Raw genomic sequence first — 25,783 nt, 5'->3', positions numbered from 1 at the left:
GGCTGCTGTTTTTATCAGTAAACGGCTTTAAGTTATTTTCCCTGTTTCATCAGCGCATTGAAATCAGGCATTGTCGGATTGGAAAGATAGTGGCCGCCTTCCACTTGAATCGTCTGGCCAGTAATGAATTTTGACTCATCTGATGCAAGGAATAAGACTGTGTACCCAATATCATCCGCTTCCCCGTGATAGGATAAAGCGTTATATTTTTCGAACATATCCAGCACCTGCGGCGGTATATTGTTCTTAGCCGCTGGAGTTAATATCAGGCCAGGAGCTACCGCATTGCACCTAATATTATTTTTCCCATATTGTGCTGCAATGTATTTTGTCAGGTTTACGACAGCTGCTTTAGATGCTCCATATGCAGACCTGATAGAATCTGCAGCAAATGCTGACATGGAAGCTGTATTTATAATTGAACCGCCGCCTGCCTCAATCATATGAGGGATGGCAAACCGGCTGCCCAGCAGTACACTTTTCGTATTCACGTTCATCAAGCGATCCCACTCTTCAAGATCGATGTTCACTACATCCAGGTCTTTTTGCAGATTAGTCAAACCTACATTATTGAACATTACGTTTAAGGTGCCGTACTGATCAACTGTAAAATCAACAGCTGCTTTAATGGACTCTTCCTTTGATGCATCCAAAAATATTGCCGCTGCTTCTCCACCGTCGGCTATGATCGCTTCCGCTGCCTCTTTTGCTCCTTCTATATTAAAATCGCCAATCACTACCTTGGCACCTTCTTTTGCTAACAGCGCGGCAGCAGACAAGCCAATTCCGGAAGCTCCGCCTGTTATTAAAGCAACTTTCCCTTCAACTCTGGACATCTTTAAAATCCCCTTTTTTCTCATATAGATAACCGATGAGAAAGTATACTCCTATTCATTTAAAGAAACAAGTATTTTACAAAACCATTTTAATAGCGCTTTAATTTTTTATTGCTGCAAATTCCTCAATTAACATTGGTATTACTTCGAATAAATCTCCCACTATCCCATAATCGGCAACCTGAAAAATATTTGCTTCCGGGTCTTTGTTAATTGCCACAATCACCTTAGAGTTAGACATTCCGGCGAGGTGCTGAATGGCCCCTGAAATTCCGCAGGCAATATATAACTCTGGTGTTACCACCTTCCCGGTTTGCCCAATCTGAAGAGAATAATCACAATAATCAGCATCGCAGGCTCCCCTGGAAGCCCCTACAGCACCTCCTAATGCCTTTGCCAGTTCTTTTAATGGCTCAAATCCTTCTTTGCTTTTCACTCCGCGTCCGCCGGCGACAATCACCTTCGCTTCAGATAGGTCCACACCCTCGGTCACTTTCCTCGACACTTCCTGTATGATGGTGCGCAGATTCTTAACCTCTACAGATAAGGAGAAAACTTCCCCGGAGCGTGAATTATCTTTTTCTAATGGAGCAATATTATTGGGACGAATGGTAGCAAACACGATCCCATCCGTAATGATCTTCTTTTCAAACGCCTTACCCGAATAGATTGGACGTGTAAAGACTAGATTGCCTCCTGCTTCATCAATGGAAATGGCGTCTGATATGAGACCTGAGCCTAAAATCCCTGCCACTCTTGGGGATAAATCTTTACCAAGAGTGGTATGTCCCATAATAATGGCCTCTGGCTTTTCCTGTTCAGCTACTGCTACTAACGCTTGTGAGAATCCATCAGAAGTATATTGCTTTAAGTTAACATGCTCAACTACTACAACCCGATCTGCTCCATAGCGGATGAGTTCATCCGCTAATTCACTGACATCCTCTCCCAACAATACGCCTACGATCTCACCGTCATCTGCGGCAGTTTTTGCTGCACTGATCGCTTCGAAAGATACATTTCTCAAAGTTCCTTCCCGGACTTCACCTAAAACAAGAACCTTTCTCCCCATACCAAAAATCCTCCTGTATGCTTTTTTTGTCCTCAATATGCTCTTATTCCATTAAATGACTTTTTTCTCAACACGCAGCAAATGAATTAGCTCATTCACCTGTTCCTTCATTTCACCGCTTAACACCCGGCCTGCATCTTTTTTGGGCGGCAAATAAATTTCAATTGTTTTCGTTTTGGGCTCCACATCCTCGCCTTCTAAACCCAAATCATCTAGCTCCAGCTCTTCCAAAGGCTTTTTCTTTGCTTTCATAATACCCGGCAAAGAAGGATACCTCGGTTCATTTAAACCTTGCTGAGCAGTTGCCAGCAGTGGCAATTCAGCTTCTATTGTTTCAGAGTCTCCTTCGACATCCCTGATCAGCCTTGCCAGTTTCCCATCAATCTCCAGTGTGGTAATGGCAGTAATAGAAGGAATGCCTAAATCCTGTGCCACACGCGGCCCCACTTGTCCTGAACCACCATCAATTGTCACATTTCCAGCTAATATTAAGTCAGCATCCTTGTCTTTTAGATACTCTGAAATCACTTTTGAGGTTGTATATTGATCACCATCCTGGATATCATCGCCGATGTTAATTAACACTGCCTTATCTGCCCCCATTGCCAATGCAGTCCGCAGCTGTTTTTCGGTCTCTTCACATCCAACCGAGACTGCCGTTACTTCACCGCCATGTTTGTCACGGATTAGAATGGCTTCTTCCACTGCATATTCGTCATATGGATTAATGATAAATTCTGCACCATCTTCTATGATTTTACCGTTTGAAAGATTAATTTTTTCTTCCGTGTCAAAAGTTCTCTTGAGAATGACATAAATATTCATAAAACCCCTCCTGAAAGCCTTAAAAATATTTTAAAAATTAAGATATTGATTGTTCCTTTACTCAAAGATTAGTTGTTTCTGCCGGCGCGTTCTGACTAGGCAAATCTGCACTTTCTCTATCATCTTGGTTATTTGGAACCAATACTAAAAACAAGTAAGAAATAGCCGTAAATACTGTAAGCAAAAGTGCTGTTGAAGAAAGCGCCCCTACAGCATTGCCGCTGGCCGCAAACAAAGCGAATGTTACAAGAGCAAAGGAAGCACCTACACGGGATGCAACGTTCTCTAATGTTATATACGTAAATGAAACAACTCCCATCCGGGATGGATGGGCTTTTGAAACGATGACTGATTTTACTACTGGACCAACCGTTCCGATAGCCGTACCGATAAAACTCATAGAAATAAATAAGTAACTAAAGGATGTGTCAATTTTGGCCATTATCAGCATACCTACTCCGATTACCAGCATCGTGATACTCGTACCTATTAATCTGCGTGCAGAGAATCTTCCCATAAGTCTTCCGCTAATGATATTGGCAACTGCCATGGTCAAAAACAGCGGAAACTGGAGCAGCCCGACAATTGTTGAAGATTTGCCCTGTACACTTTGAACAAAAAAGGTTAGAACATACATAACACTGCTGAATGACATATACATGATGACTGCGATGACAGAAGGTACCCAGAAATTCCGCGTTTTGGCATATTCGATATCCAAGAGAGGCTTTTTCTGTCTTTTTTCAACGCCAAGCAGGAAAATAAACGAAAGGATTGAGATCGCTAGTGCAGGAACCCACATCCAGGAATCGATTCCGTAGTTATTTATAAATGTTGGAACCGTCAAAAATCCTCCGAGCACTAAGAACACAAATAATACCCCTAAGAAATCAAGTGAAGCAGATTTTTCTCCTTTTATATTTGGCACTCCAAAGGAGAACAGCAGAAAAGAAATGACCCCGAAAGATGCACATAGGAAAAAGATTGAAGACCACCCAAATTTATCAACAAAGATTCCACTCAAGATAGGGCCGGCAATCCCGCCCACAACCGTATAAAATCCATACACGCCCATCGTTTTCCCGCGTTTTTCACCGGAAAAATATCTTCCGACAAAAGTTACCCCTGCAGGAATGACCGCAGCACCAGAAAAACCTTTCAAAAATAGGCCAGCGACCAAGACCCAAAATGCAGGTGCAGCTGCAATCAGGATTGAGCCAATCGCCATTAGCCCTGCACCTGTAAGAATGACAATCTTTTGGCCAAAAGAATCGGATAACCATCCCATCAGCGGCTGGAACCCAGTAAGCCCCAAGGCAAAACCCAATTGCATATACACCGCATACCCTGCTGTTAAATCAAAGTTTTCCAGCATCTTTGGATACGCTGGTATATGTGTGGCTTCAGCAAAAACAACCAGCAAAATGCCCAAACATAAAAAATGAAAGGATTTATTGATTGATCTTTCTCCCATATATTTCCCTCCCTATTTTTAAAAGCCCATAATTCATGCTGAGTTGCCACCCTTAAGGCAGATGCAAAGGCTGCCTCGTCAATAGGTAAAAACGGGACAACCCTCAAGCTGCCCCCTTCACTCATTATCCTGCTTCGATTATGCATGTTTTTTCGCGTGTATTTTCCAGGATGGAATCAGTGCCAAAACCGCTTTCCTTCACTCCTCCAAATGGCAGCTCCGGACCAACGCGACGGTAGGTGTTCACCCAGACAGTTCCGCTTTCCAGCTTTCTTGCCATTCGATGGGCGCAATCCAAATTAGATGTCCATACTCCTGCACCGAGTCCATAATTTGTATCATTTGCAAGCCGCAGGGCTTCTTCCTCCGTGTCAAACGGCATAACAACTGCCACCGGACCAAAAATTTCTTCCTGGCAAATCTGGAGTGAGTTGCTGTTTACACGAATCAGCGTTGGTTCAATCCAATAGCCTTCATGGAGCATAGGAAGATCAGGGAGAACTTGTTTTCCTCCATAGCGCCCGCCCGCAATGATCTCGCCGCCTTCCTCTTTCCCTATTTCAAGGTAGCTGCAGATTCGATTAAATTGCACCTCATTTGCAATCGGTCCCATGGTAGCTTCAGGATTCAATGGGTCGCCAATCTTTATATGCTCTTTCATAGCTTTTTTCATTAAAAGTACCATTTCCTCAAATACAGGCTTTTGAATCAGTATTCTTGAACCCCCTACACAGAGTTGACCGGCATTACCTGTAAAAATTCCGTTTAGCGTTACACCTGCCGCCGCTTTTTCAAGATCGGCGTCCGAAAAAACGATGTTCGGCGATTTCCCGCCAAGCTCGAAGGTTAAGGGCTTGGGAGCCATTGCTGTTGAACGGACAATCGCTTTTGCCGTGTTGCCTGAACCAGTTAAACTGACTCTGTTCACATCCCGATGGCTTACTAAGACAGTCCCTATCTCACCATCACCGGCAATTACATTCAACACGCCTGGCGGCAGGATTTGATTAAGTATTTCTCCAAATCTTAGTGAGGCTGCTGACGCATGCTCTGATGGCTTAATAATGACGGAATTGCCTGCAGCAAGTGCATATGCGGCTTTGATCGTGAATGTGAAAAGCGGTGCGTTCCACGGAATAATGCCGACAACAACGCCTAATGGCTCACGCAGCGTATACCCTATGCTTTTAGGTCCCAGCTGAACAGTCTCCCCGCGGCTGGCAGCAGATGCTGCACCTGCTGCATCATGCCAAAGGCTGGTTAAAGAGGGAATAAGTCCATAGCTTGTTTCGCGGATGACCCATCCATTATCCATTGTTTCGAGCCTTGCCAGTTCTTCTGCATGCTCTGAAATCAGGTCTCCGATTTTCCTTAAATAAGAAGACCTCTCCATCGCAGTCAATTCAGACCATCCGCCAAAAGCTTGCCTGGCTGCTCTGACTGCATCCTCAGCATCTTCCGCTGTACTGCAGGGAATTCTTGCCCAAACCTTCCCATTTGAAGGATCAATACTCTCCATCTTCCCTCCGCAGGATGAAGGAACAAGACTGCCATTTATTAAATTATGAAACTCTTTTATTTCACTGGCCGTTTGCAAATGTATTCCCCCTTTTTTTTGCAGTTATTTCATTTGGAATCAGTGTGTAATGGGATCATTACCATCCAAGTGCGGCTGCAGCTTTTTCATAGTAAGACTGGGTGCTTCCCAGATAATTTTCATAGAAGCGGGCACGTTTTACATAGAGGTGGCAGTCCATTTCTTCCGTGAAACCAATTCCACCATGAATTTGCACATTATCGGCTGCGGCCTTGTTATAGGCGTCAGAGGCAAAGATACGGGCAGTAGTGATTGCCTGGACGCGGTCTTCTGAAGCAGTCTCAAATGCCCAATTCGCATAATAAGCAAGGGATCTGGCTGTTTCCAGATTCATTTTCATATCGGCAATACGATGCTTAATTGCCTGGAAACGTCCGATTGGCTGGCCAAATTGTATCCGGATCTTGGCATATTCAGCCGCCATTTCGACAATAGATGTCATTCCGCCAACCATGATGGAGGCTAAGGCTGCATTGGCAGCCAGCAAACCTTCCTCCAGAACCTCATAGCCCTTGTGAACAGGTCCAATTATCTGGTCTTTAGAAATCTTCAGATCCTTCAAGGTCAATTCAGCCAAAAGTCTGGTTTCATCAATGTTTCTTTGTCTTCTAAGTTCTATCTTCTCTGACTGATCCAGGATGACGATTGAAATCCCTTCTTCTCCCTTTTCTTCGGCTGTCCGGACAATCACAATGAAACTCGTTGCAAGTTCTGCATCCGGCACCAAAGATTTGATGCCGTTTAATGTAATGAAATCTCCTTCAATCCTTCCCGTCATTTTAATATCGCATGGATTATAGCTCCCACCCGGCTCCAGCCAGGCGATGGAGAAGGTTTGAGTTCCTTCTGCAATTGCAGTAAGGTATTTTTCCTTTTGTGCCTCTGTACCGAATTTCTCCAAGATTGGAACCGCAAATGCATTTGTTTCCAGATAGAGGCCTGGCATGACATTACGGCCCCATTCCTCTAATACGGGAACTAAATCGAGCGCCCCTAATCCCATCCCTCCGTAATTCTCAGGGATATTGATCCCTGTGCAGCCGAGCTCAGCCAAACCCGAAAAAATGGATAGATATTGTTCGTTGTTTCCTTTTATAAACTCTCTGGCTGCCTTTGTTTTCCCTTTATCCTCAAAATATTTTTTAACATAGCCTCCGAACATTTCCTGTTCCTCATTTAACGAAAAGTCCATGTTTATCCACCTCCATTTTCACTAGCGTCCTATATCTTTCGGCAGACCAAGAATCCGTTCGGCAATAGTGTTTCTCTGAACCTCGCTTGTTCCGCCTCCAATGGTCATTCCAAATGAATAAAGATAGTTTTCCTGCCAGTAGGATTTCCCGGCAACAGCATCTTCCTTCCAAAGCATACCTTGATGGCCCTGGATGGAAACAGATTGGGAAAATAGTTCTTGAGTTAATTCACTGACCATTAATTTGTCCATCGATCCTTCAGCACCCGGCTGGCCGCTTTTTAATGTTTTGGTCAGATTTCGATAATAATTTAATAGAGAACCCTTTGATTTCGTATACAAATCCACCATCGTTTTGCGGACGAAAGGATTTTTTATCAGCGGGCTTCCATCCTCGTGCAGTTCTTTTGCCATGGCTGCCAGATCTTGAAACTGCTGCTCAAGCGTGAATACCTGCGCACCTATCCCTGTTCTTTCATGCATCAGTAATGCAATCATGACTCTCCAGCCTTCATCCAGCTCACCGACAATGTCCGAATCATACGCAACCGCATCAGTTAAATACACTTCATTAAAGTCATGCTTGCCATCCATTTGAATGATTGGACGCGTTTCTACCCCCGGCTGCTTCATATCTAAAAGGAAAACGGTAATCCCTTTATGCTTTTTCTCTCCGCGGCTTGTACGGGCCAGCAGAAAACAGCGATCTGCCAGGTGCCCAAAGCTGGTCCAAACCTTTTGTCCGTTAATAATCCACTTGTCCCCATCCTTAACAGCTGCGGTCTGAATGGCGGTTAAATCTGAGCCTGCGTTAGGCTCAGAGTAGCCTTGGCACCATACTTCTTCGCCTGTCAGGATTTTTTGAATATAGGCTTCTTTTTGGTCCTCAGTCCCAATTTGCATTAAAGTAGGAGCTACCATGTGAATGCCCACATAATTCACAAGTGGAGGAGCTTTTAGACGGACCATTTCCTGCTGATATATGATCTCTTCGATCAGCGTGGCGTCTCTCCCGCCATATTTTTCCGGCCAGGCAATGGCTGCCCAGCCTCCTTCATACAGCTTTCGCTGCCAATTTCTTAGAAAAATGGAGTATTCATTTAACTCTTCCGGCAATTCTCTATTACCTTCCAGCCAGCCGTCAGGCAAGTTATTCTCCAGCCAAGTCCGCAGTTCCGTTCTAAATGCTTCTTCCTTTTCAGTAAACGAAAAATCCACGAGTTATTCCCCCTTTCAGAAAATAAAGTGTTATGATGCTGGGAGCCACTGCGGCATAGCACGGTCCTCTGTTAATTCCTGCCATGTCATAGTTACATCCATTCCAATTTTGACATCCTCTGGTTTACATTCCAGAATGTTTCCGATTAACTTAACAGACGGCGTTTTTTCAAGCTCGACAATGGCAATGACAAGCGGCAGGTCATCCTGAAATCCCGGTAAGAAGGGACGGTTTGAAATGACAAAGGAGTAAACTTTTCCTTTAATGTCCCTTCCAAGGTTCTCCCAGCTGAGCTCACTGCTTCCGCATTTAGCGCAAGCTGGCCCTGGAGGATGAGAATACTGATTGCAGGTTTCACATTTTTGAATCAATAGCTCATGACGGTCGGCTCCATCCCAGTAGGGGTGGTTATCCTGATTTTTTAATGGTATCGGTTTTGGGTATCCCATTGTTTCCCTCCTAGTTTCTAAGAATCATCGCACCGGCCATATCAGGTCCAGCCCAGCCGGTGCATATGCCGATTTCGCAATTTTCCACCTGACGATTGGTCCCTTTATATTCATGGCGGATTTGGCGGACAATTTCGAGCACATTATTCATTCCATGTGTATAGCCCTCTGAGAGCATTCCGCCAGCTGTATTGCTCGGCAGCTTTCCCCCCATTTGAAGATTCCCTTCAGCGACAAAGTCTCCCACTTCTCCTCTTGGCGCTATGCCGTATGCCTCAAGCTGGCGAAGAACAACCCAGCTGTAGCAGTCATAAATTGATGCAACATCAAGATCCTCGGGCTTTATTCCGGCCTTCTTATATAATTCAGGAGCAACATAATCGGCAGCAACTTCCGATAAATCTGTCCAATAATGTGAATGTGACACACATTGCCTTGCCTCAATTCCCATTATGTAAGCAGGCACTGATTTTAAATTTCTGGCTCTTTCTGCCGATGTTACAATAATGGCATTTGCTTCATCTGATTCCATGCAGAAATCATGTTTATTAAATGGATAACTTAAATATGGGGTGTTTTTATATTCCTCCATTGTTAACGGCTTTCCATAAAAATAGGCGTTTGGATTTCGCTGGGCATGTTCATAAAAGCTTACACACACATGCCCCAGATGTTCCTGGGTAAGTCCTGTTTCATGCATATGGCGGGTTGCAAACAGGCCGAACCATTGCGAGGGGCTGCCTGCTCCGTAAGGAATAATAAAGCTGCCGCCATCAATTGCTGACTGCAGCATATTTACATCCCAGCCGCCTCCTCCCATTCTGACACCGGACCGCCCATTCATGGCACGGTATATCAGGACCGTATTCACCTGACCTGTTTCAATTAACCCGATAGCATCGGCAATCAGCATTTCAGTGCTGCTTCCCCCACCCATAATATCTTTCACATACTTTGGCCGAACCCCTAAATACGTAGCCAGCTGATGCGATGTGCAGGAATCATTCTCGCTATAGCTCATGAATCCATCAATCTCTTTTACGCCTAAGCCAGAATCCTCAATAGCCGCTCTGGCAGCATCTAATGCCAAATGCAAAGGTGTCGTACCAGAATTTTTCGATCGTTCGCTTTCCCCAACACCGACAATGGCGTAGCGGTCTTTAATATTTTGCAAAATTAACACCCCTTTTCATATTAAAAAAACTTCAGCACTGCAAAACCGGATCCAACAATCTTTTCGGGTGCTTTCTCAGCTTTAAGATCCAGTTTCGCGAAACGGCTTCCATTTTCTTCATAAACACTGTGAACAATAGCAGAACACGTAATTTCATCTCCAGGTCTTGTCATAGAACCGAACCTCATCTTGAAATCTGCTGTTTCTGCAGATGCCCCGGCCAAATGATTGACATATTCCCCCAGAAATCCCATTACGAGCATACCGTGCGCAATGACCCCGGGAAGCCCAATGCTCTGGGCAAAAGAGTCATCAGTGTGCAGCGGATTAAAGTCTCCCGAGGCTCCTGCATACTTGACTAACTGAACCTTTGTCACAGGGGGCTTTACTAATGGCTCCAAGGTCTTTCCTTCATGCAAATCTTCATATTTCAGCAACTCATGTCCTCCTTCCGTATTCTTTCTTGAGTTGAACCCATCTTCCCGGCAGGTCCTTCCTTGAGACTTCTCACTTGTCTTCTATCTGTCTGCAAATGTATTAATTCTGACGGTAGACGATATTCATCCGGCTAATCACAACCATATCGCCGTTTTCATCTTTGATCTCTGTATCCAGCACCAAAAACTGCATTTTCCCGCTTTTTCCTTCCCGTTCATATAAATCGGCTACTTTCATTTGACATACTAGACTGTCGCCTGGTCTAATGGGGCGGGAGTAAAGAAACTCCTGTTCCCCATGCAGCATCCTTTTTTGATCCAGTTTCAAATCAATTCCTTCCCCTTCAGCTCCAATTGCTATGGGAAAGGTAAGTGGCGCAATAATTCCCTTGTAAGGTGTCCCTTTCGCGTACACCTCGTCCATATAGAGTGGATTTTCATCTCCGATTGCCTTGGCAAATTGGCGGATATGCCTTTTTTCCACTTCAAATGTAAACACAGGTCCTGTCAATCCAATAATGCTGCTATCCAGTTCCACCATCTCACCCCCCAGTCTCAATTTCTTCAAACTTTTGTTCACTAGCAACAATTAATGCGTCAGCAGCTTTAATTCCATTTTCATAAACGATCATCGGGTTAATATCCAGCTCTTCTATGAGACCATCCGAATCTTGAATCAATTCAGATACTTTTAATAAAACATCTATAATGGCATCAATGTCCGCAGCCGCCTTCCCTCTCGCTCCTTTAAGGATTGCATTTGCTTTTATTTCCTCAATCATTTCTGCTGCATCCTGCCTTGACAGCGGAGCAGCCCGGAAGGAGATGTCTTTGAATGTTTCTACAAAGATTCCGCCTAATCCAAACATAATGACAGGTCCAAAAGCAGGATCTTTTGTTACGCCAACAATGACTTCAGTTCCTTTAGGCAGCATTTCATGAACAGAAATTCCGCTTATCATGGCATCCGGATTATAGTTTTTAGCCGATTGAAGAATATCTGTGTATGCCTGCAGGACTTCCTGATCATTTTGTATTTGAAGCCTGATCCCATTCGCTTCTGTCTTATGAGGGATATCTTTAGAATCAATTTTCATAACGACTGGATAGCCAATTTGATTCGCATGAAGCACCGCTTCCTCCGCAGTGACTGCCAGCGCTTTTTTAGCTGTAGGAATGCCATAAGCCTCCAGCACTTCGCTGGCTTCAAATTCACTCAGTGTTTCACCAGGCTTTAATAGACTTGGCAACCTTTCTTCATTCGCCCGGGTATTACCGAGTTTTTCCATTGCAGAAGCTAGTTGGTTTTTACGGTATTTCTCACTGTAATCCACTAATTTTGCCAGGGAGCAGATTGGATCTAAACTGCCTGGTATAACAGGGATTCCGTTCCTTTCCATTGCTGCTGTCCCTTTCGGAATAGACATGCCTTCAAGCGGAAAGGTGGTGACAAGCACGAATTTATCAGAGTTTTTGCATGTTGCGATAAATTCCTGTAAGAGCGGGCTATCCTCTTCCCAGGACAGCGGGAATTCAGTAAAGATTATATTATCAACTTCAGAATCTTCAACGAGTGCCTGCAGCGGTGCGAGAAATAGCTCGGGATTGGATACAGACGCTGCAGCTGTTAAGTCAATTGGATTGACTGCACTTGCATAGGGCGGAATACCTTGTTTAATTTTTGTCCTTGTCTTTTCACTAAGCGGCAGAATATTTAATCCATTGGCTTCGCAGCGGTCTGCTTCATTAATTCCCCTGCCTCCTGAACTGGAAATGATGACTGTATTCCGTCCAGTTGGAAGCTTGCCTGATAAAAATAGCTTGGAGAAGGATATGATATCCTCATAATCATTTGCCCTGATAATGCCTGTTTGCTTAAAAAATGCATCATAAATTTGATCTGAACCCGCAAGAGATCCGGTATGTGATGCAGCTGCCCTGCTTCCAGCCGAGCTCCTACCTGCCTTCATCACAATAATCGGCTTGTTTTTGTTCAGTGCCTCTTTTGCTAATCTCCGGAGCTTTGCGGTATCTTTTGCGCCCTCTAGATAGCCGCTAATCACCTTTGTCTTTGAATCGTGAATCATGTATTCCACAACATCTGAAAATTCCGTGTCCATTTCATTGCCAACGCTGACAAAGTAATTGAAAGTTAAACCATGCTGTGCTGCTGCCATATATGTGAGAACACCAAATGCTCCGCTCTGGGAAACATAACCAACTGCACGCTGTTCATTAAGCGGATGACTCATAACAGCTGGGGAAAATGTGCCAACGAGCCCATTAATTGTATTGACTAAGCCTACGCAGTTCGGCCCGATTAATCGAATTCCATTCTGCTTGGCAATTTCCGCAATCGTTTGCTGCTGTCTTGCCCCTTCCTCTCCAATTTCGGAAAAGCCTGAAGCGAAAACGATCGCTGCCTTCACTTTCTTTCTGGCACATTCCTCCATGCTTTGCTGGACTTGGTTGGAACCAACACAAAAGATGGCTAAATCAACAGGTTCAGGAACTTCAGATAACGAAGGATAACATGCAAGCCCCAGAATTTCTGTTGACTTCGGGTTGATTGGAATGACCTTTCCTTCAAAATGTCCTTCGAGCAAAGCTTTTACCTGTATGTAACCAAGCTTGTTCGGATTTTGAGAAGCACCTAATACTGCTACAGAGCGAGGATAGAATAATGGGTCAAGACTTAAATCGGAAACGCTTTCATTCAACATTGTTTCACCCCAAATTTCTTTTTCGTGAATAATCATTCTTTATGTGGATATGATATCTGATCGTTAATAAAATTCAAAAAAGTAAAAATACATAGATAATTCAATTGTTAGAGAGTAAAAAAAAGAAAATAATACGATAATCCTTACAATATCAATGGTTGATTTTTTTTTGAGAAAAAATATGTACCAGATAGCCACGACATTGGCACAGGACTGCCACGACTAAGGTAGAAGATAAGCTTTAAACATAGTAAGTTAAAATAACAAAAAAAGACCTTGAGCATGCTGGAACAATGCTCAAGGTCTTTTTAATCAAATTTTTGGAGCCAATTGACGAGTCTTCTCCGAATTTTATTCGAAGGTATTTTGATTCCTCTTTCAATATTGCTTAAATAGGAGATTGAAATCTCCAGTTCTTCAGCTGCATGGGTTAAAGATAAATTGAATTTCTCCCTTATTTCCCTTAATTTTTCGCCAGCTATCTCCGGGTTTTCATCCATGCCGGCCTTTCTCTTGTGTACCTGTTTAAAGTTTGATGCTTCATTTGTTTTTCTAATTGTACGATATTGCTCAGTAATGAATTCAGGGGGCTTGATAATAATCATGGAGTTCTCCCAGACTCGTGCCCAGCCTTTCAAATCGGCAATGGGCTCCTCCCACTTTTCGTAGTGCCAGGATTCAATCAATCCATCCTCATGAAGGGTATCAAGCGCTTTTTCAAGTCGGTCCCGTGTTCTTGAAGGAGTTCTTTCATTTAATTCTGCCCCGATGGCTTCAAGGAGAGTTGAGACTTTATTCGGCTGCAAATAGTCGCCTTTTCGTGCCTGAATCCGCCAGCGCCAGCTAAGGTATCTCCCTAATCTCTTTTCCCAAGTCTTTCTGTACGGATCATACTGCAATACCTTCAAGGGCAGCAGAGCTACCTGTCTGCCCGAACCAAAAAGGTACCTGGAAAAAACCTGGTCCACTTTATACCGAATCTTTTTATCCTTTGCCCCTTCGGTTAAGAAACATTCCTTCCCGCTGGAATCCACAAACAAAAAGGCACGGCCATTCAGTTTTGTCTCGGCAGGCTTCCCTTTTTCATAAACAATGGTCTTGTCCAATGCAATCCACAGCTTCTGAATAATTGAAAGCGATTTCAAAATTTGGCGCCGCTGTTTCTCTTCATATCCCCCGCGCCGTCCCTCACCTCCAAGTTTTGGCAGCAGTCCCCGGATGGAAAGCAGCTCATCTATTTCAATCTCAACTATTTCTTCAAAATGCTTAGCTTTTGATAAAAAGATAGTGCAAAGAGCATCAAAAATATCAGCATCTAAGTCAGATAAAGCTTCAGCATCCTGATGGGTTTCCTTTACTATAGAATGATGTTTGGAAAATGAATAATGATCATTTTTGAATGGCTTTATTTGAATAATCCCTTGGACATTCCCTTTTGATACATGAGCAGTTGGCCACAAATAGCTGCCATCTGCCGCAAAACTTTTCTTAAAAAGAGCTTCTCGTACAGATTGGTAAGGTGCATTATTCATGACAAAAATACTGTCGTTTACAGTTAGATGATAAGTAAGAATGTTTCTTGAAGGAATGTCCAATAAAGGTGTATGCTCATTCAATGAGAGAAGTGTTTCAATCTGATCAATTGAATAATTCTCAATGTTTAAGGTTTCAGAAATTTTATCGACCCAATTAATAGTATAGTTGTTTACGATACTGGTAAATTTGGTCAGAAAATCATAATTATCCGATAAATTTTTGGATATATACTGAAAAAAAAGCTCATTGAGCTCTTGCTTTTCCAGTGAATCTAACTTCTCGAATCCAAGAGTGTCTGTCATCTCTTCGACGATCCATTCAGTTAAATGAACCTGAAACCATTCGCAAAAGTCTTCCCAAACCTCATCTTTCATTAAAAAGGTCTCCCGCTTTAATATATCCTCTATATATTGAACAGCTTGATTTTTCAGCCTTTGATCATTCAATATGGAAGTAAAAGCTGGAGAGAATTTCTGGTTTCTGATTAATAGAAATGTAACGATATTATCGGCAATTTGTCTGATTAGCCGATTTCTGGCCACCAGCCTCAAACTATTAAATACATGAGCATTTTCCTGATACACTTTTTCCCAAATAATAAAGGTGCTTGAGCCATCTATATCCGTATAGGTTGGCAAGGCTGAGATACGACCATCTGTTCCATTAATGCTCCCCCTGCTTTTCAGATCATTTTTTTGTGACTGTTCATAAACACATAATATTAAGAAATTATCAATCTTTTCAGCAATCCGGATGCTGTGATTTTTGTTAATATGATTTTGAGAGGACAAATTCGCTTTAACCATCTTTTACCTCCTGGAAAATCGCATTGGCTAATTTTGCTATGAAGGATTTATTTTTTTATTTGGAGATCTGAGTACCACTAACTTTTAACACATTTCAAGATCCAGACAAAACTGACTAGTAAAAAGTTTAACATAAGATTTTTTTATTTTCTATATTTTCCGATAATTATTTTCCCCATAAAAAGGACAGCAAGTTCGATAACCTGCTGTCCTTTTTAACTTATAAATTATATTTATTATTAGTTAAAAATTCTTCTGCAATGTTTTGATATCTCAGCTCTTTTGCCTTATCCCTGGCTAATCCGGCACTTCCTGAGAAGGGCAAGAAAATCACTTTATAGCTGAAGGCTTTAGGTTTTAACTCATATTCAGGCAATGGGCCAGGCCCGCAGCTATTGCTTCCAATTCCATTCACCTGATAATCGAGATTCAAACTTATATAGCTTCGCTTCTTTAATTGGTGCAAGTGTTTTGCCTTTTCAAGATCTTCCTTTGAATAATAATGCGCACTGAAATTCATTGGTTGATCCCCCGCAGCCAACAATCCAAGGCTCATGCCATTATGGAAGCTTGCCCATTCTGTATCTGATCGGTTGCCATTTTCCTGGGGGTGTATATACGGAAAGAAAAGATTTTCGACTTTCATGCTGTATTCACCTATTTTGCAGGCAAGCTTACTGTCCGGGTAACTTTCCTCCGGGCCTCTTCCAAACCATGATACTTGTGATAAATCAAGAGGCAGCTTCATTTCAATGCCGACTTTCGGCCACGTTTCAGGGAGGCTGCCATATGGCTGACCCTCAACAGCTAATTCTACCTGGCCATTTGCATGAATAGTATATTCATAACTGCCATTAACTCCCCAGGCCATCACCCTTGGTGCCACATTTGCTTCCACCCTGATTTTTACTCTGTTTGGGTCAATTTGTTCCACTGTTATTGAACGGGCATCATGCTCCATCATATGAAGATACGATTCCTTCCATTCCTTTGAAATATACATTTCATTATCGGTCATGGCACGCCAGAAGTTCATCTTTGGGCCCAATTCCATCACGCTTTGTCCCTTGAAGCTCCAGCTGGTAATTGTTCCTTCTGCTTTTGAAATCTTCAGCTCAAACTCAGAACCTCCCACTATAATGGATGCGTTGTTTTCACGAATGGTAAGTGGTCCGTATCTAAGGTTGTATTTATTTTTACCTGTGGCATTTACCTTCAGCTTCGGCAGCTTGTATTGAGCCCAGCTTATTTCGTGTCCTTGCTTAGCCCATGGGAAATCTCTCTTCAAACTAAACGACAGATTCAGATATGGATTATCTCCATAAGCAAGAATATTTTTATATGGAATATGAAGCTGGTAACTTTGGCCAGGAAAAATAGAAGGCAATGAGATTGAACCGCTATCCAGCACAGAGACTCCATCCATAATATTCCAAGAGAGAGATAAATGGTCCAGGCTCATAAAATCATAGCGATTTTCAATGATTACAATACCGTTTTCAAGGTCAGCTGCTTTCGTATGGACAGGCTCAATAACCTTTTTATATTGGTGCAAACTCGGGGAAGGTGTTCTATCCGGCAGGAGTAATCCATCCAAACAGAAGTTACCGTTATTGGGCTCATCTCCAAAATCCCCGCCGTAGGCATAAAATTCCCCTCCCTCTTCCGTGTATTGGCGTAAACCGTGATCTATCCATTCCCATATAAATCCGCCTTGTAGACGTTTATATTGGTAAAAGGCATCCCAATATTCCTTTAAGCCGCCGGGACCATTTCCCATCGCATGTGCATATTCACACAATATATGGGGTTTTTCCCAATTTTCTTCGTTAGCAAAACCAATTATTTTTTCAACAGATGAGTACATGGTACTGAAAATATCAGCTGCCTCTGTATCACGGTCCCCTTCATAATGCACGATTCTTGTAGAATCCAATTGCTTGCACCTTTTATACATGGCTTTAAAATTGGAGCCAAAGCCAGATTCATTGCCAAGTGACCAAATGATAATGCTCGGATGATTCTTATCACGCTCCACCATTCGTTCCATTCTGTCGACATATGCTGCTTCCCATTCAGGATCATTACTGAGAAGGTTCGCATCCCCTGTCAGCTCAAAGCCATGGCATTCAAGATCGGTCTCATCAATGACATATAAACCATATTCATCGCACAAATCATAAAAGCGAGGGTCATTCGGGTAATGAGCGGTACGAACAGCATTTATATTATATTGCTTCATCATAATGATATCTTGTTTCATCGTTTCATAAGAAACTGTCCGGCCGGTGTCCGGATCATGGTCATGGCGATTAACACCCTTAAACATCACCACTTTCCCATTTATCATAAGATTTCTTTCTTTTATTTCAACTGTCCGAAAACCGATTTTATAAGAAATCGTTTCAAGAACTTCTCCCCGTTCATTCTTTAAAATTAGAAGAAGAGTATATAAATGAGGTTCCTCGGCTGACCATTTTTTTGGTGTATTGATATGTGAAGTGTGGAAAAGCTGTTTTTCTTTCATTTGGCCAATTTCATCGCCCTGTGAAATAGTACCTTCGTCCACAGTAGTTATTTCATCAAGAATTTTATAATCTATTTGAAATTTCTGCGGTTTTTCATTTGTATTTTTCAACTTAATATCAATACTAAATAAGCCATCTTCATACCGGTCATCCAATTCAGCCCTGACAAAAAAATCATAGACATGAAGCTTGGGCACAGATACTAAATAAACATCCCGGAAAATGCCGCTTAGCCACCACATGTCCTGATCTTCCAAATATGAGCCATCACTCCATTGGTATACTTGGACTGCAATGATGTTTTTGCCCTCATTCAAAAATGATGTAATGTCAAATTCAGATGTTAAGCGGCTCCCTTTACTGAATCCGGCTTCTTGTCCGTTTACCCATAAATGAAAAGAACTGTCTACTCCCTCAAAGCAAAGATGCACATTTTGGCTATCCCATTCCTCTGGAAGAAAGAATTCCTTCCTGTAGCACCCTGTTGGATTCTTATCGGGCACAATCGGCGGATTTACGGGAAAAGGATAATATAAATCTGTATAATGAGGTTTTCCATATCCCTGGAGCTGCCATAATCCCGGTACTTGGATTTGATCCATGCTGCTTGAATCAAAATCCTCTCTAAAAAAATCTTTTGGTGCCAGGATGGGATGCTCAGCATAAACAAATTTCCATTTGCCATTCAGCAAATAAAAGGAGGAAGCCATTTCACGATTCATATTCAATGCTTCCCTTTCATCCCTGTAAGACACAAAATGAGTTCTTGGTTTTAACCTGTGTTTATGCAAAATAAGCTGATTATTAATATCTTCTCTTGTAAAGACTGTATATTCCATTCAGATCACCTCTATATGCTTGTTTATTCTTTAACAGAACCACCCAGGATCCCCGAGATAAAATGCTTCTGCATAAGCAGAAAAATGATCATAATCGGGATGGTTGATAACGTTGTTCCCAGCATCACCTGCCCATAATCAATACGGGCCATGCCTATCAAACTTGATAAGGCAACAGGAAGCGTAAACATTTCTTTGCTATTAAGCGTAATGAGTGGCCAAATTAAACTATTCCACTGAGACATGAAAAGAAATATTGAAACAGCCGCAAGAGCTGGCCGAACTACCGGCAGAATGATCGTAAAGAATATCCTTATTTCACCAGCCCCGTCTACTCTAGATGCCTCAATCAGGGAGTCTGGAACCGCCTTCATATTTTGCCTCATCAAATAAATGGCAAAAGGCGAAGCAAGACTGGGAAGAATGATTGCTTGATAGGTATTCAGCCAATTAAAGCTGACCATCATTTCAAATAAAGGAATCAAGGTTACTTGATACGGTATCATCAAGGAGCATAATATAACAAAAAAAATTAGGTTCCGTCCTCTAAAACGGAATTTCGCAAACGCATAGCCTGCCATGGAACATATAAGGGTGCTAAGCACAGTAAAAACGACAGCGATGTATAAGGAATTCCAGAAAATTTTCACTATCCCCAGTGAATCATTAAATGACCTGAAATTTTCTGTCAGGCGGTCACCAGGCAGTATCTTAGGCGGCACATGGAAAATTTCTCCTGAATTCAGTGTTGAACCAACAATCATCCAGTAGAAGGGGGCAATAGATATAACGACACCTACTGAAAGCAAAACATAAATCCAGATTTTAGACGATATATTCTTGGCTAATTTCATTCTTCCAAATCACCTACCCATTTCATCTGTATCCAGGAAATCACCGCAATAATTATGACTAAAATATAGGCGATAGCCGATGCATAGCCAAACTCGAAATACTTGAATCCAGTTTCGTATAAATAAAGGGTAATGGTCATGGTTGCACTATTCGGTCCGCCTTGTGTCAAAATGAATGGCTCATCAAAAAGCTGGAGAGTCCCAATCGTCGACATAACCACAGTGAAGATAAAGACAGGCTTTAATTGGGGAATTGTGATAAGAAAAAACTGCTTTATCTTACTTGCCCCATCAATGCTTGCTGCTTCATACAATTCTTTAGGAATGGCCTGCAATCCTGCAAGAAAAATGACCATATTGTATCCAGTCCATCTCCAAGTCATGACTGCAATAACCGAGACTTTTGCCCAAAAAGGAGATGTAAGCCAGTGAATGGGCTCCAGCCCCATCAGGGACAGGAGATAGTTAACTAAACCGAAATGCTCGTCCAATAAAATCATAAAGACTATTGATGCAGCTACGAGAGCTGTAATTGCAGGCATAAAATAAGCTATACGGAAAAATGCCTTAAATCTCACTAATGATGAGTTAAGACCTGCAGCGATCAATAGAGAGATAAAGAGCATAATTGGCACCTGGACAATCAAAATTTGAAAAGTATTTAAAAGAGATTTATAGAATACAGGGTCATGAAATAACCTTGTATAATTCGCAAATCCAACAAACGTCTTTTCAGCTCCCCTTACTTCCTGGAAACTTAAAATAAAGGAAGAAATCACGGGGTAAATAGTAAATATAATGATTAATATCAGAGAGGGACCAATAAAAAAATATGGTGCATTTTTTGGTGTAATGAGAGTTTTTCTTTTTTTAACGTTTACCCGATAATTTGCAGCGGTGCTAATCATTTTTTCCGGTTGAGCCATACAGACACCCCTAACGAATTGGATAGATTCTTCCTGCTGTATAGGAGGAGATGAGAATTCAGCTTCACTCTCATCTCCTAATAAAAGCTTATTTTTTTATTTCATTTTTCAGTTGATTTTTAGCATCCTTCAGCGCAGATTCTACTTTTTTATCTTCCAGCAAAATAGCTGCCTGGGTATTACTCATCATTGAACTTCCACGTGCATAATTCTCATCGAGGGTAATTTCCGGAACCTGTTCCACAATATCAGCGAATTTCTTGAAAATGGGACTATTATTAAAATATTCGCTATTTCCCTTAAGGATTGGCGATTCATACGTTTTCTTTAACGAAGGGAACAAACCGAATTTTTCAAAGCCCAGCAGCTGGGTTTCTTCATCGGTAGTAAAAAACTCCACAAAGGCGTATGCAGCTGATTGGTTTTCGCTGTAAGAAGGAATTAACAGGGATGAACCTCCAACATTCGCGTATCTTGTACCTCCTTCAGAAAAGCCCGGCAAATAAAATACATCCCATTTCCCCTTTAAGTCAGGCGCCTGATCCATGATTGTACCGGCATACCATACACCGTAAGGAACAGTCGCAACGCTTCCATTTACAGTCGCCGTAACTATGCCATCCCATCCGCTGTTGTTAAGGATTAAATCATTTTCATGGAAGCTCTTGATTACTTCCATTGCCCGAATAGCTTCATCTGAGTCAAGCAATATATCTCCTTCTTTATCAAAATAAGAGATTCCCTGCTGCTGCAGCATCATATGAAAGACTCCATCATAGTTTGCAATATCGATAGGAAGAAGCTTGACACCAGTAGCGTCTTTTATTTTCTTTCCTGCTTCAATATAGTCATTCCATGTTTTAATAGATTCAGGATCTACATTGGCTTTCTCAAAAAAATCGGTACGGTAGAACACTCCTGCAGGCCCGATATCCCAAGGTGCCGCGATCAAATTCCCCTCTTTATCCTGAACTGAAGCAATTTTGGCTGGATTGAAAGCATCCTTATATTTGTCGTAGCCAAGTTTGTCAAGCTGTGTGAAACCATCAGGAAACTGGTGGATATATCCTGGGATTCTCTCATCCTCCATGAGCACCACATCAGGCAGTCCTGATCCTCTGGCAGCCATGCCAACGGTTAATTTCTCATATAAATCGCCGCTGCTGAAATCTTCCACCTTCACTTCCACACCAGGATACTGTTTCTTGAATTTTTCGACAGATAGTTTCATTGTATCAGCAGCTACATCCCATCCCCAAACCGTTATTGTCCCTGACGGATCGCCGGTATCACCAGTCTTTGCTTCATTTCCATTTGATTTGTTGGAGCATGCCGATACGAACAAAAGAAGCAGGATCAAGATGAAAGGTATTGATTTTTTCATTTTCAACTCCCCTTTTCTATTCATTAGTGTGATGGGAGGCTAATTTTATCTTTATCATATTTACCTCCGTTTTTTTACACACTTTGATGCTCTTTCGCCTTTTTAAGATATGAACGCCAGGTGATGCACCATTTTTTGGGGTTATCCAGAAAGTCCTGTTCATCCATTTTGTGAATCGTGCTATTATGCGGGGCACTTTTAATGATGTCAGGATTTTCATAGGCTTCTTTTGAGATTTGCTCCAAAGCGGAGATATATTCATCCAAGTCCTGTTTAGAGTATGATTCTGTCGGCTCCAGAGTAAACGGCTGTTTCACAATGTATGGATGGTGGCTGGTCCAGTAATGCAGCCCAAAATCGGTCATTCGCAATTGGACGTCCTCTGTTGTTATTCCTGTTTCCTTTGTCAGCTGCTCCCAGCTGTAGCGGACCTGTTCGAGCCTGTGGCCCTTCACATATGGTGCACCTGCCCCTTTGATATTCAGCACCCTGTGATACATATAGTTATTGTTAAGTACTGCAATTTTGGCCACTTCCTTTAAACCTTCAGGACCAAGAGAGCGAATCCAGGCATAGGAACGCAAGACCGTTTGGGCCACACCATGAAAAGCACGGACTTTGCCAATGGAATGCTTTAAATCATATTTTAGAGTGTATTTGTCATCTTTATATTCAACAATTGGCACTGGCAGATATTCTTTTAGTGCTTCTGTAACACCGAGTGCACCTGTTGCAGGACCGCCACACATATGCGGGGCAGCGAAGGTTTTATGAAGATTAAAGAAGCACATGTCAAAGCCCGCTTCCTTTGCCCTTGTAATACCCAATAGCCCATTGGCATTAGCCTGGTCATAGTAGCAAATCCCCCCTGCATCATGGACTATTTTTGTAAACTCTTTAATTTTCGGATTGAAAATTCCTGTATCTTCAGGATTTGCCACCACAAATCCTGCTGTTCTCTCCGATACAGCAGCTTTTAATTTTTCAATATCCGGGAAACCATTTTCATCCGGATGCAGGGTGATGATCTTATAGCCCTTTACAGCTGCAGTTGCTGCTTGGGAAGGGTGAGAGAATATGGTTGTAATAATTTCGTTTCTCTGATCGCCCTCTCCTCTTTGCTCATGATATTTTCTTACGATGGATGCCATTGCGAACAATGCTTGAGTTCCTCCGCTTGGCTGGAATGAGAAATAATCCATTCCTGAAATCTCTCTCATGCAAAGATCAAGGTTATAGAAAATTTCCAGCATTCCCTGTACAGTACTTTCAGGCTGGAGGGGATGCAATTTCATTATTTTAGGATTACGGATCAGCATCTCATTTATTTTTGGGATATACTTCATCGTACAGGTTCCCTGGCCAATTTCCACATTGAAGTCAGAACCAAGCGTTTCCTGAGAAAGCCGCAAATAATGCCTTAACACTTTGGCCTGCCCTATTTCAGGAAGGGATGGTTTGCCTTTCCTTTGCATGGATTCAGGTATATTGGAAATTCCATCGCCAACCGCTATTGCAATTTCTTCATTAACAGGCGGCGGCTCCACTCCTTTTTCTCCAGACTGATGAAGCTCAAAAATAACGGGCTCATTCCACTTTGCCTGATGAAAATCTCTGGTTTTGCTGTTGCGGTTAATTAATTTCATACATAAAACTCCTCTCTTTATGATCTTTTATTTCTCTAAAACTTTCTTTAATGAAGCAGCCAGGTAATCAATATCCTCTTTTGTATGGATCTCGGTTACACAAAATAGTGCCGTCTGGCCAAGCTCGGGATATTCTTTTGACAGATCTTTTCCGCCAAAAATTTTACACTCCATCAGCCCTTGATTAATCTCTTCGATGGTTTTGCCTGTTTTGTTGAAATCAACAATAAATTCTTTAAAAAATGGAGATTCAAACAGTGATCCTTTTACATTCTGTATCTTATTTATTTCCTGTACAGCATACTGGCTGTTTTGCATGATGGTCTGGCCGACTTCCTGTATGCCGCTTGGCCCCATTAAAGCTAAATAGACACCTGCGGTAATTCCCCATAACGCTGTCTGCGTTCCTACCGATTCCTTCCCCTTTTCACGATGGGCAAAGGAAGTCCGTTCGTAGGCAACATCTCCAAATCCGTATTCGCCTTCCTTTACAGTCGGTACGATCCCGAAAAGTCGGGAAGGATATTCATTAATGAATGTTTCATCATCATGTGTTGCAATAAAACCAGCCTGGCCGCCACTGTAATTCATATGCATGCCAAGAGGCTGAAGATCTCCGCACACAATATCCGCCCCATAATGGCTTGGAGGTGCCAGCACACCAAGTGAAATCGGATCAACTCCAACAATCATCAAGGCTTTTTTCTCTTTTAATAGCTTCGATATTTCAGTTCCTTGTGATTCAATAAATCCAAGATAAGATGGATTTTCAAGATAGAGTGCGGCAACATCATAATTTAACTTAGCTTTAAGATCTTCAAGATCCATCAAGCCCGATTTGATGTCAAAGTCCACAAATTCACATTCCAGTTCAGGAGATCCATAATTCATGATGATCTTACTCCGTTCAGGAGCAACCGATTTTGCCATTAAAATTTTTTTCCTGCCAGTGATCCGGCCCGCCATCCTGACAGAAGTGGCGGCTGCCTGTCCCCAATCGAAAGTAGGCACATTCACTACATCCATATCTACTAATTCAGCTAATAAGCTCTGATATTCAAAGAGTGCCTGATACCGTCCATGGTCTTCATAAGGTTCACCTGCATAGGCAGTTAAAAATTCAGAACGCTGATTAATTTCATCACAAACCGCCGGTATAAAATGCTGCCAGCAGCCGGCACCCAGGAAATTTACATACTCATTGGCCCCTGTGTTCTTATTTAGTGATTTTTCGATGTGGCGGCGCAGCTCCCACTCAGTAAGGGCTTTTGGAATTTGCATTTCTTCCTTCAGTTTAATCTCATCTGGTATACAGGAGTAAAGCTCATCAACTGTGTCTGCTCCAATCACCTTTAACATTTTTTCTTGAACTTCCGGTACCATATTCGGTATATAAGGATGTACTTTTTGCGGCATTGTTTATAACCTCCTGGTAAAATTAATATGTTTGTTGAACTCTGCCTTCATTCCAGTTAAGCGAGCCCTCCGCCATCGACGATTAATTCTGTACCTGTTACCCATGATGACAGATCGCTGGCAAGGTAAAGGACACCTTTTGCAATATCCCTTGGTGTTCCAATCCTTGCTAATGGCCTTCCAATTGCAGATGAAGCAAGAAATGATTCTTCGTGCTTTTTTAGCTGCTTGGCTTCTTCCCTCAGAAGAGGGGTGTCTGTATCACCAGGGCATATACAGTTGACCCGGATGTTTGCCGGCCCGTGATCAATGGCCATCGCTTTAGTCAGGTTTACTACACCTGCTTTGGCGGCGCAGTATGCAGCTGCCTGATCTCCCCCTTTTATCCCCCAGCCAGAACCGGTGTTAATAATACTGCCTCCTCCACCCTTCTGCATCAGAGGGATTAAAAATTTCGATAAGAGGAATACACCTTTTAAAGAAACATCAATAACCAAATCCCATTCATGTTCCTCTAAATCAACTACTGATTTCCTTTTAATCACTCCAGCATTATTAAATAGGACGTCTACCGTAGGGTAGTGTTCTTCAAGATACTCTTTAACTGTTATGCAATCATGAATATTCGTTACATCACACTTGACAAACTCTGCAGTATATCCTTTGCTTTTAATATCGCTGGCTGCTTTTTTCCCACTCTTTTCGTTAATATCCAGCAAAATAACCTTAGCACCCACCTCACCCAATAGCATGGCGGTTTCAAAGCCTATTCCTGAAGCACCACCAGTTACGACACATACCTTATTATTTAATTGAAAATAATCTAAATGCGACATAATTAACCTCCTTT

General features: G+C 42.2%; 20 protein-coding genes. All 20 read right to left on the bottom strand.

The window, feature by feature from the left end; all coding sequences use genetic code 11:
* Positions 1-32 precede the first annotated feature (32 nt).
* The 20 genes from NYE23_RS05870 to NYE23_RS05775 all read right to left on the bottom strand — a co-directional run bounded on the left by NYE23_RS05870 (position 33) and on the right by NYE23_RS05775 (position 25,769).
* Positions 33-836 (bottom strand): SDR family NAD(P)-dependent oxidoreductase, encoded by an 804-nt coding sequence (locus NYE23_RS05870; RefSeq protein ID WP_341076169.1) that lies wholly within the window; start codon positions 834-836, stop codon positions 33-35.
* A 100-nt stretch (positions 837-936) separates the two neighbouring features.
* Entirely contained in the window at positions 937-1,908 is a 972-nt protein-coding gene (locus tag NYE23_RS05865; RefSeq protein WP_341076168.1) for an electron transfer flavoprotein subunit alpha/FixB family protein, read from the bottom strand.
* 51 nt (positions 1,909-1,959) lie between these two features.
* A complete protein-coding gene (locus tag NYE23_RS05860) occupies positions 1,960-2,733 on the bottom strand; it encodes an electron transfer flavoprotein subunit beta/FixA family protein (RefSeq protein ID WP_341076166.1) in 774 nt (257 codons plus the stop codon).
* A 61-nt stretch (positions 2,734-2,794) separates the two neighbouring features.
* Complete coding sequence (locus tag NYE23_RS05855) at positions 2,795-4,207, bottom strand: MFS transporter (RefSeq protein WP_341076164.1); 1,413 nt, start codon at positions 4,205-4,207, stop codon at positions 2,795-2,797.
* Positions 4,208-4,331: 124 nt separating this feature from the next.
* Entirely contained in the window at positions 4,332-5,804 is a 1,473-nt protein-coding gene (locus NYE23_RS05850) for an aldehyde dehydrogenase family protein (RefSeq protein ID WP_341076163.1), read from the bottom strand.
* 58 nt (positions 5,805-5,862) lie between these two features.
* Positions 5,863-6,996: an acyl-CoA dehydrogenase family protein gene (locus NYE23_RS05845; protein WP_341076160.1), complete on the bottom strand. Its 1,134-nt coding sequence runs from the start codon at positions 6,994-6,996 to the stop codon at positions 5,863-5,865.
* A gap of 21 nt (positions 6,997-7,017) precedes the next feature.
* Positions 7,018-8,214: an acyl-CoA dehydrogenase family protein gene (locus tag NYE23_RS05840; protein ID WP_341076159.1), complete on the bottom strand. Its 1,197-nt coding sequence runs from the start codon at positions 8,212-8,214 to the stop codon at positions 7,018-7,020.
* Positions 8,215-8,244: 30 nt separating this feature from the next.
* Complete coding sequence (locus tag NYE23_RS05835) at positions 8,245-8,664, bottom strand: Zn-ribbon domain-containing OB-fold protein (protein ID WP_341076157.1); 420 nt, start codon at positions 8,662-8,664, stop codon at positions 8,245-8,247.
* Between the two features lie 10 nt (positions 8,665-8,674).
* Entirely contained in the window at positions 8,675-9,847 is a 1,173-nt protein-coding gene (locus tag NYE23_RS05830) for a thiolase C-terminal domain-containing protein (protein ID WP_341076155.1), read from the bottom strand.
* Between the two features lie 11 nt (positions 9,848-9,858).
* Positions 9,859-10,275, bottom strand: a complete 417-nt coding sequence (locus NYE23_RS05825) for a MaoC/PaaZ C-terminal domain-containing protein (protein ID WP_341076154.1) — start codon at positions 10,273-10,275, stop codon at positions 9,859-9,861.
* A 100-nt stretch (positions 10,276-10,375) separates the two neighbouring features.
* The gene (locus tag NYE23_RS05820) at positions 10,376-10,816 is read right to left on the bottom strand and encodes a MaoC family dehydratase N-terminal domain-containing protein (RefSeq protein ID WP_341076153.1); all 441 of its coding nucleotides are present in this window, start codon (positions 10,814-10,816) and stop codon (positions 10,376-10,378) included.
* A 1-nt stretch (position 10,817) separates the two neighbouring features.
* The gene (locus NYE23_RS05815) at positions 10,818-12,998 is read right to left on the bottom strand and encodes an acetate--CoA ligase family protein (RefSeq protein ID WP_341076151.1); all 2,181 of its coding nucleotides are present in this window, start codon (positions 12,996-12,998) and stop codon (positions 10,818-10,820) included.
* A gap of 308 nt (positions 12,999-13,306) precedes the next feature.
* Positions 13,307-15,340: a helix-turn-helix domain-containing protein gene (locus tag NYE23_RS05810; RefSeq protein ID WP_341076150.1), complete on the bottom strand. Its 2,034-nt coding sequence runs from the start codon at positions 15,338-15,340 to the stop codon at positions 13,307-13,309.
* 220 nt (positions 15,341-15,560) lie between these two features.
* Positions 15,561-18,707: a beta-galactosidase subunit alpha gene (gene ebgA / locus NYE23_RS05805; protein WP_341076148.1), complete on the bottom strand. Its 3,147-nt coding sequence runs from the start codon at positions 18,705-18,707 to the stop codon at positions 15,561-15,563.
* A 23-nt stretch (positions 18,708-18,730) separates the two neighbouring features.
* On the bottom strand, positions 18,731-19,561 hold the full coding sequence (locus tag NYE23_RS05800) for a carbohydrate ABC transporter permease (protein WP_341076147.1): 831 nt from the start codon (positions 19,559-19,561) through the stop codon (positions 18,731-18,733).
* Positions 19,558-20,487 carry a carbohydrate ABC transporter permease gene (locus NYE23_RS05795; RefSeq protein WP_341076145.1) on the bottom strand — a complete coding sequence of 310 codons (930 nt, stop codon included), beginning with the start codon at positions 20,485-20,487 and terminating at the stop codon, positions 19,558-19,560. The genes NYE23_RS05800 and NYE23_RS05795 overlap by 4 nt, the downstream gene beginning before the upstream one ends.
* A gap of 88 nt (positions 20,488-20,575) precedes the next feature.
* Complete coding sequence (locus tag NYE23_RS05790; protein WP_341076144.1) at positions 20,576-21,871, bottom strand: ABC transporter substrate-binding protein; 1,296 nt, start codon at positions 21,869-21,871, stop codon at positions 20,576-20,578.
* Positions 21,872-21,945: 74 nt separating this feature from the next.
* Complete coding sequence (gcvPB, locus tag NYE23_RS05785) at positions 21,946-23,517, bottom strand: aminomethyl-transferring glycine dehydrogenase subunit GcvPB (protein ID WP_341076142.1); 1,572 nt, start codon at positions 23,515-23,517, stop codon at positions 21,946-21,948.
* A gap of 27 nt (positions 23,518-23,544) precedes the next feature.
* The gene (gene gcvPA / locus NYE23_RS05780; RefSeq protein WP_341076141.1) at positions 23,545-24,933 is read right to left on the bottom strand and encodes an aminomethyl-transferring glycine dehydrogenase subunit GcvPA; all 1,389 of its coding nucleotides are present in this window, start codon (positions 24,931-24,933) and stop codon (positions 23,545-23,547) included.
* Between the two features lie 56 nt (positions 24,934-24,989).
* A complete protein-coding gene (locus NYE23_RS05775; RefSeq protein ID WP_341076140.1) occupies positions 24,990-25,769 on the bottom strand; it encodes an SDR family NAD(P)-dependent oxidoreductase in 780 nt (259 codons plus the stop codon).
* Positions 25,770-25,783: the final 14 nt, after the last annotated feature.

This window comes from Cytobacillus sp. FSL H8-0458, from assembly GCF_038002165.1.
In the GTDB taxonomy this organism is placed as follows: Bacteria; Bacillota; Bacilli; order Bacillales; family Cytobacillaceae; genus Cytobacillus.
The sequence above is the reverse complement of the archived record's forward strand: the minus strand, read 5'-3'. Positions and strand labels throughout refer to the sequence as shown.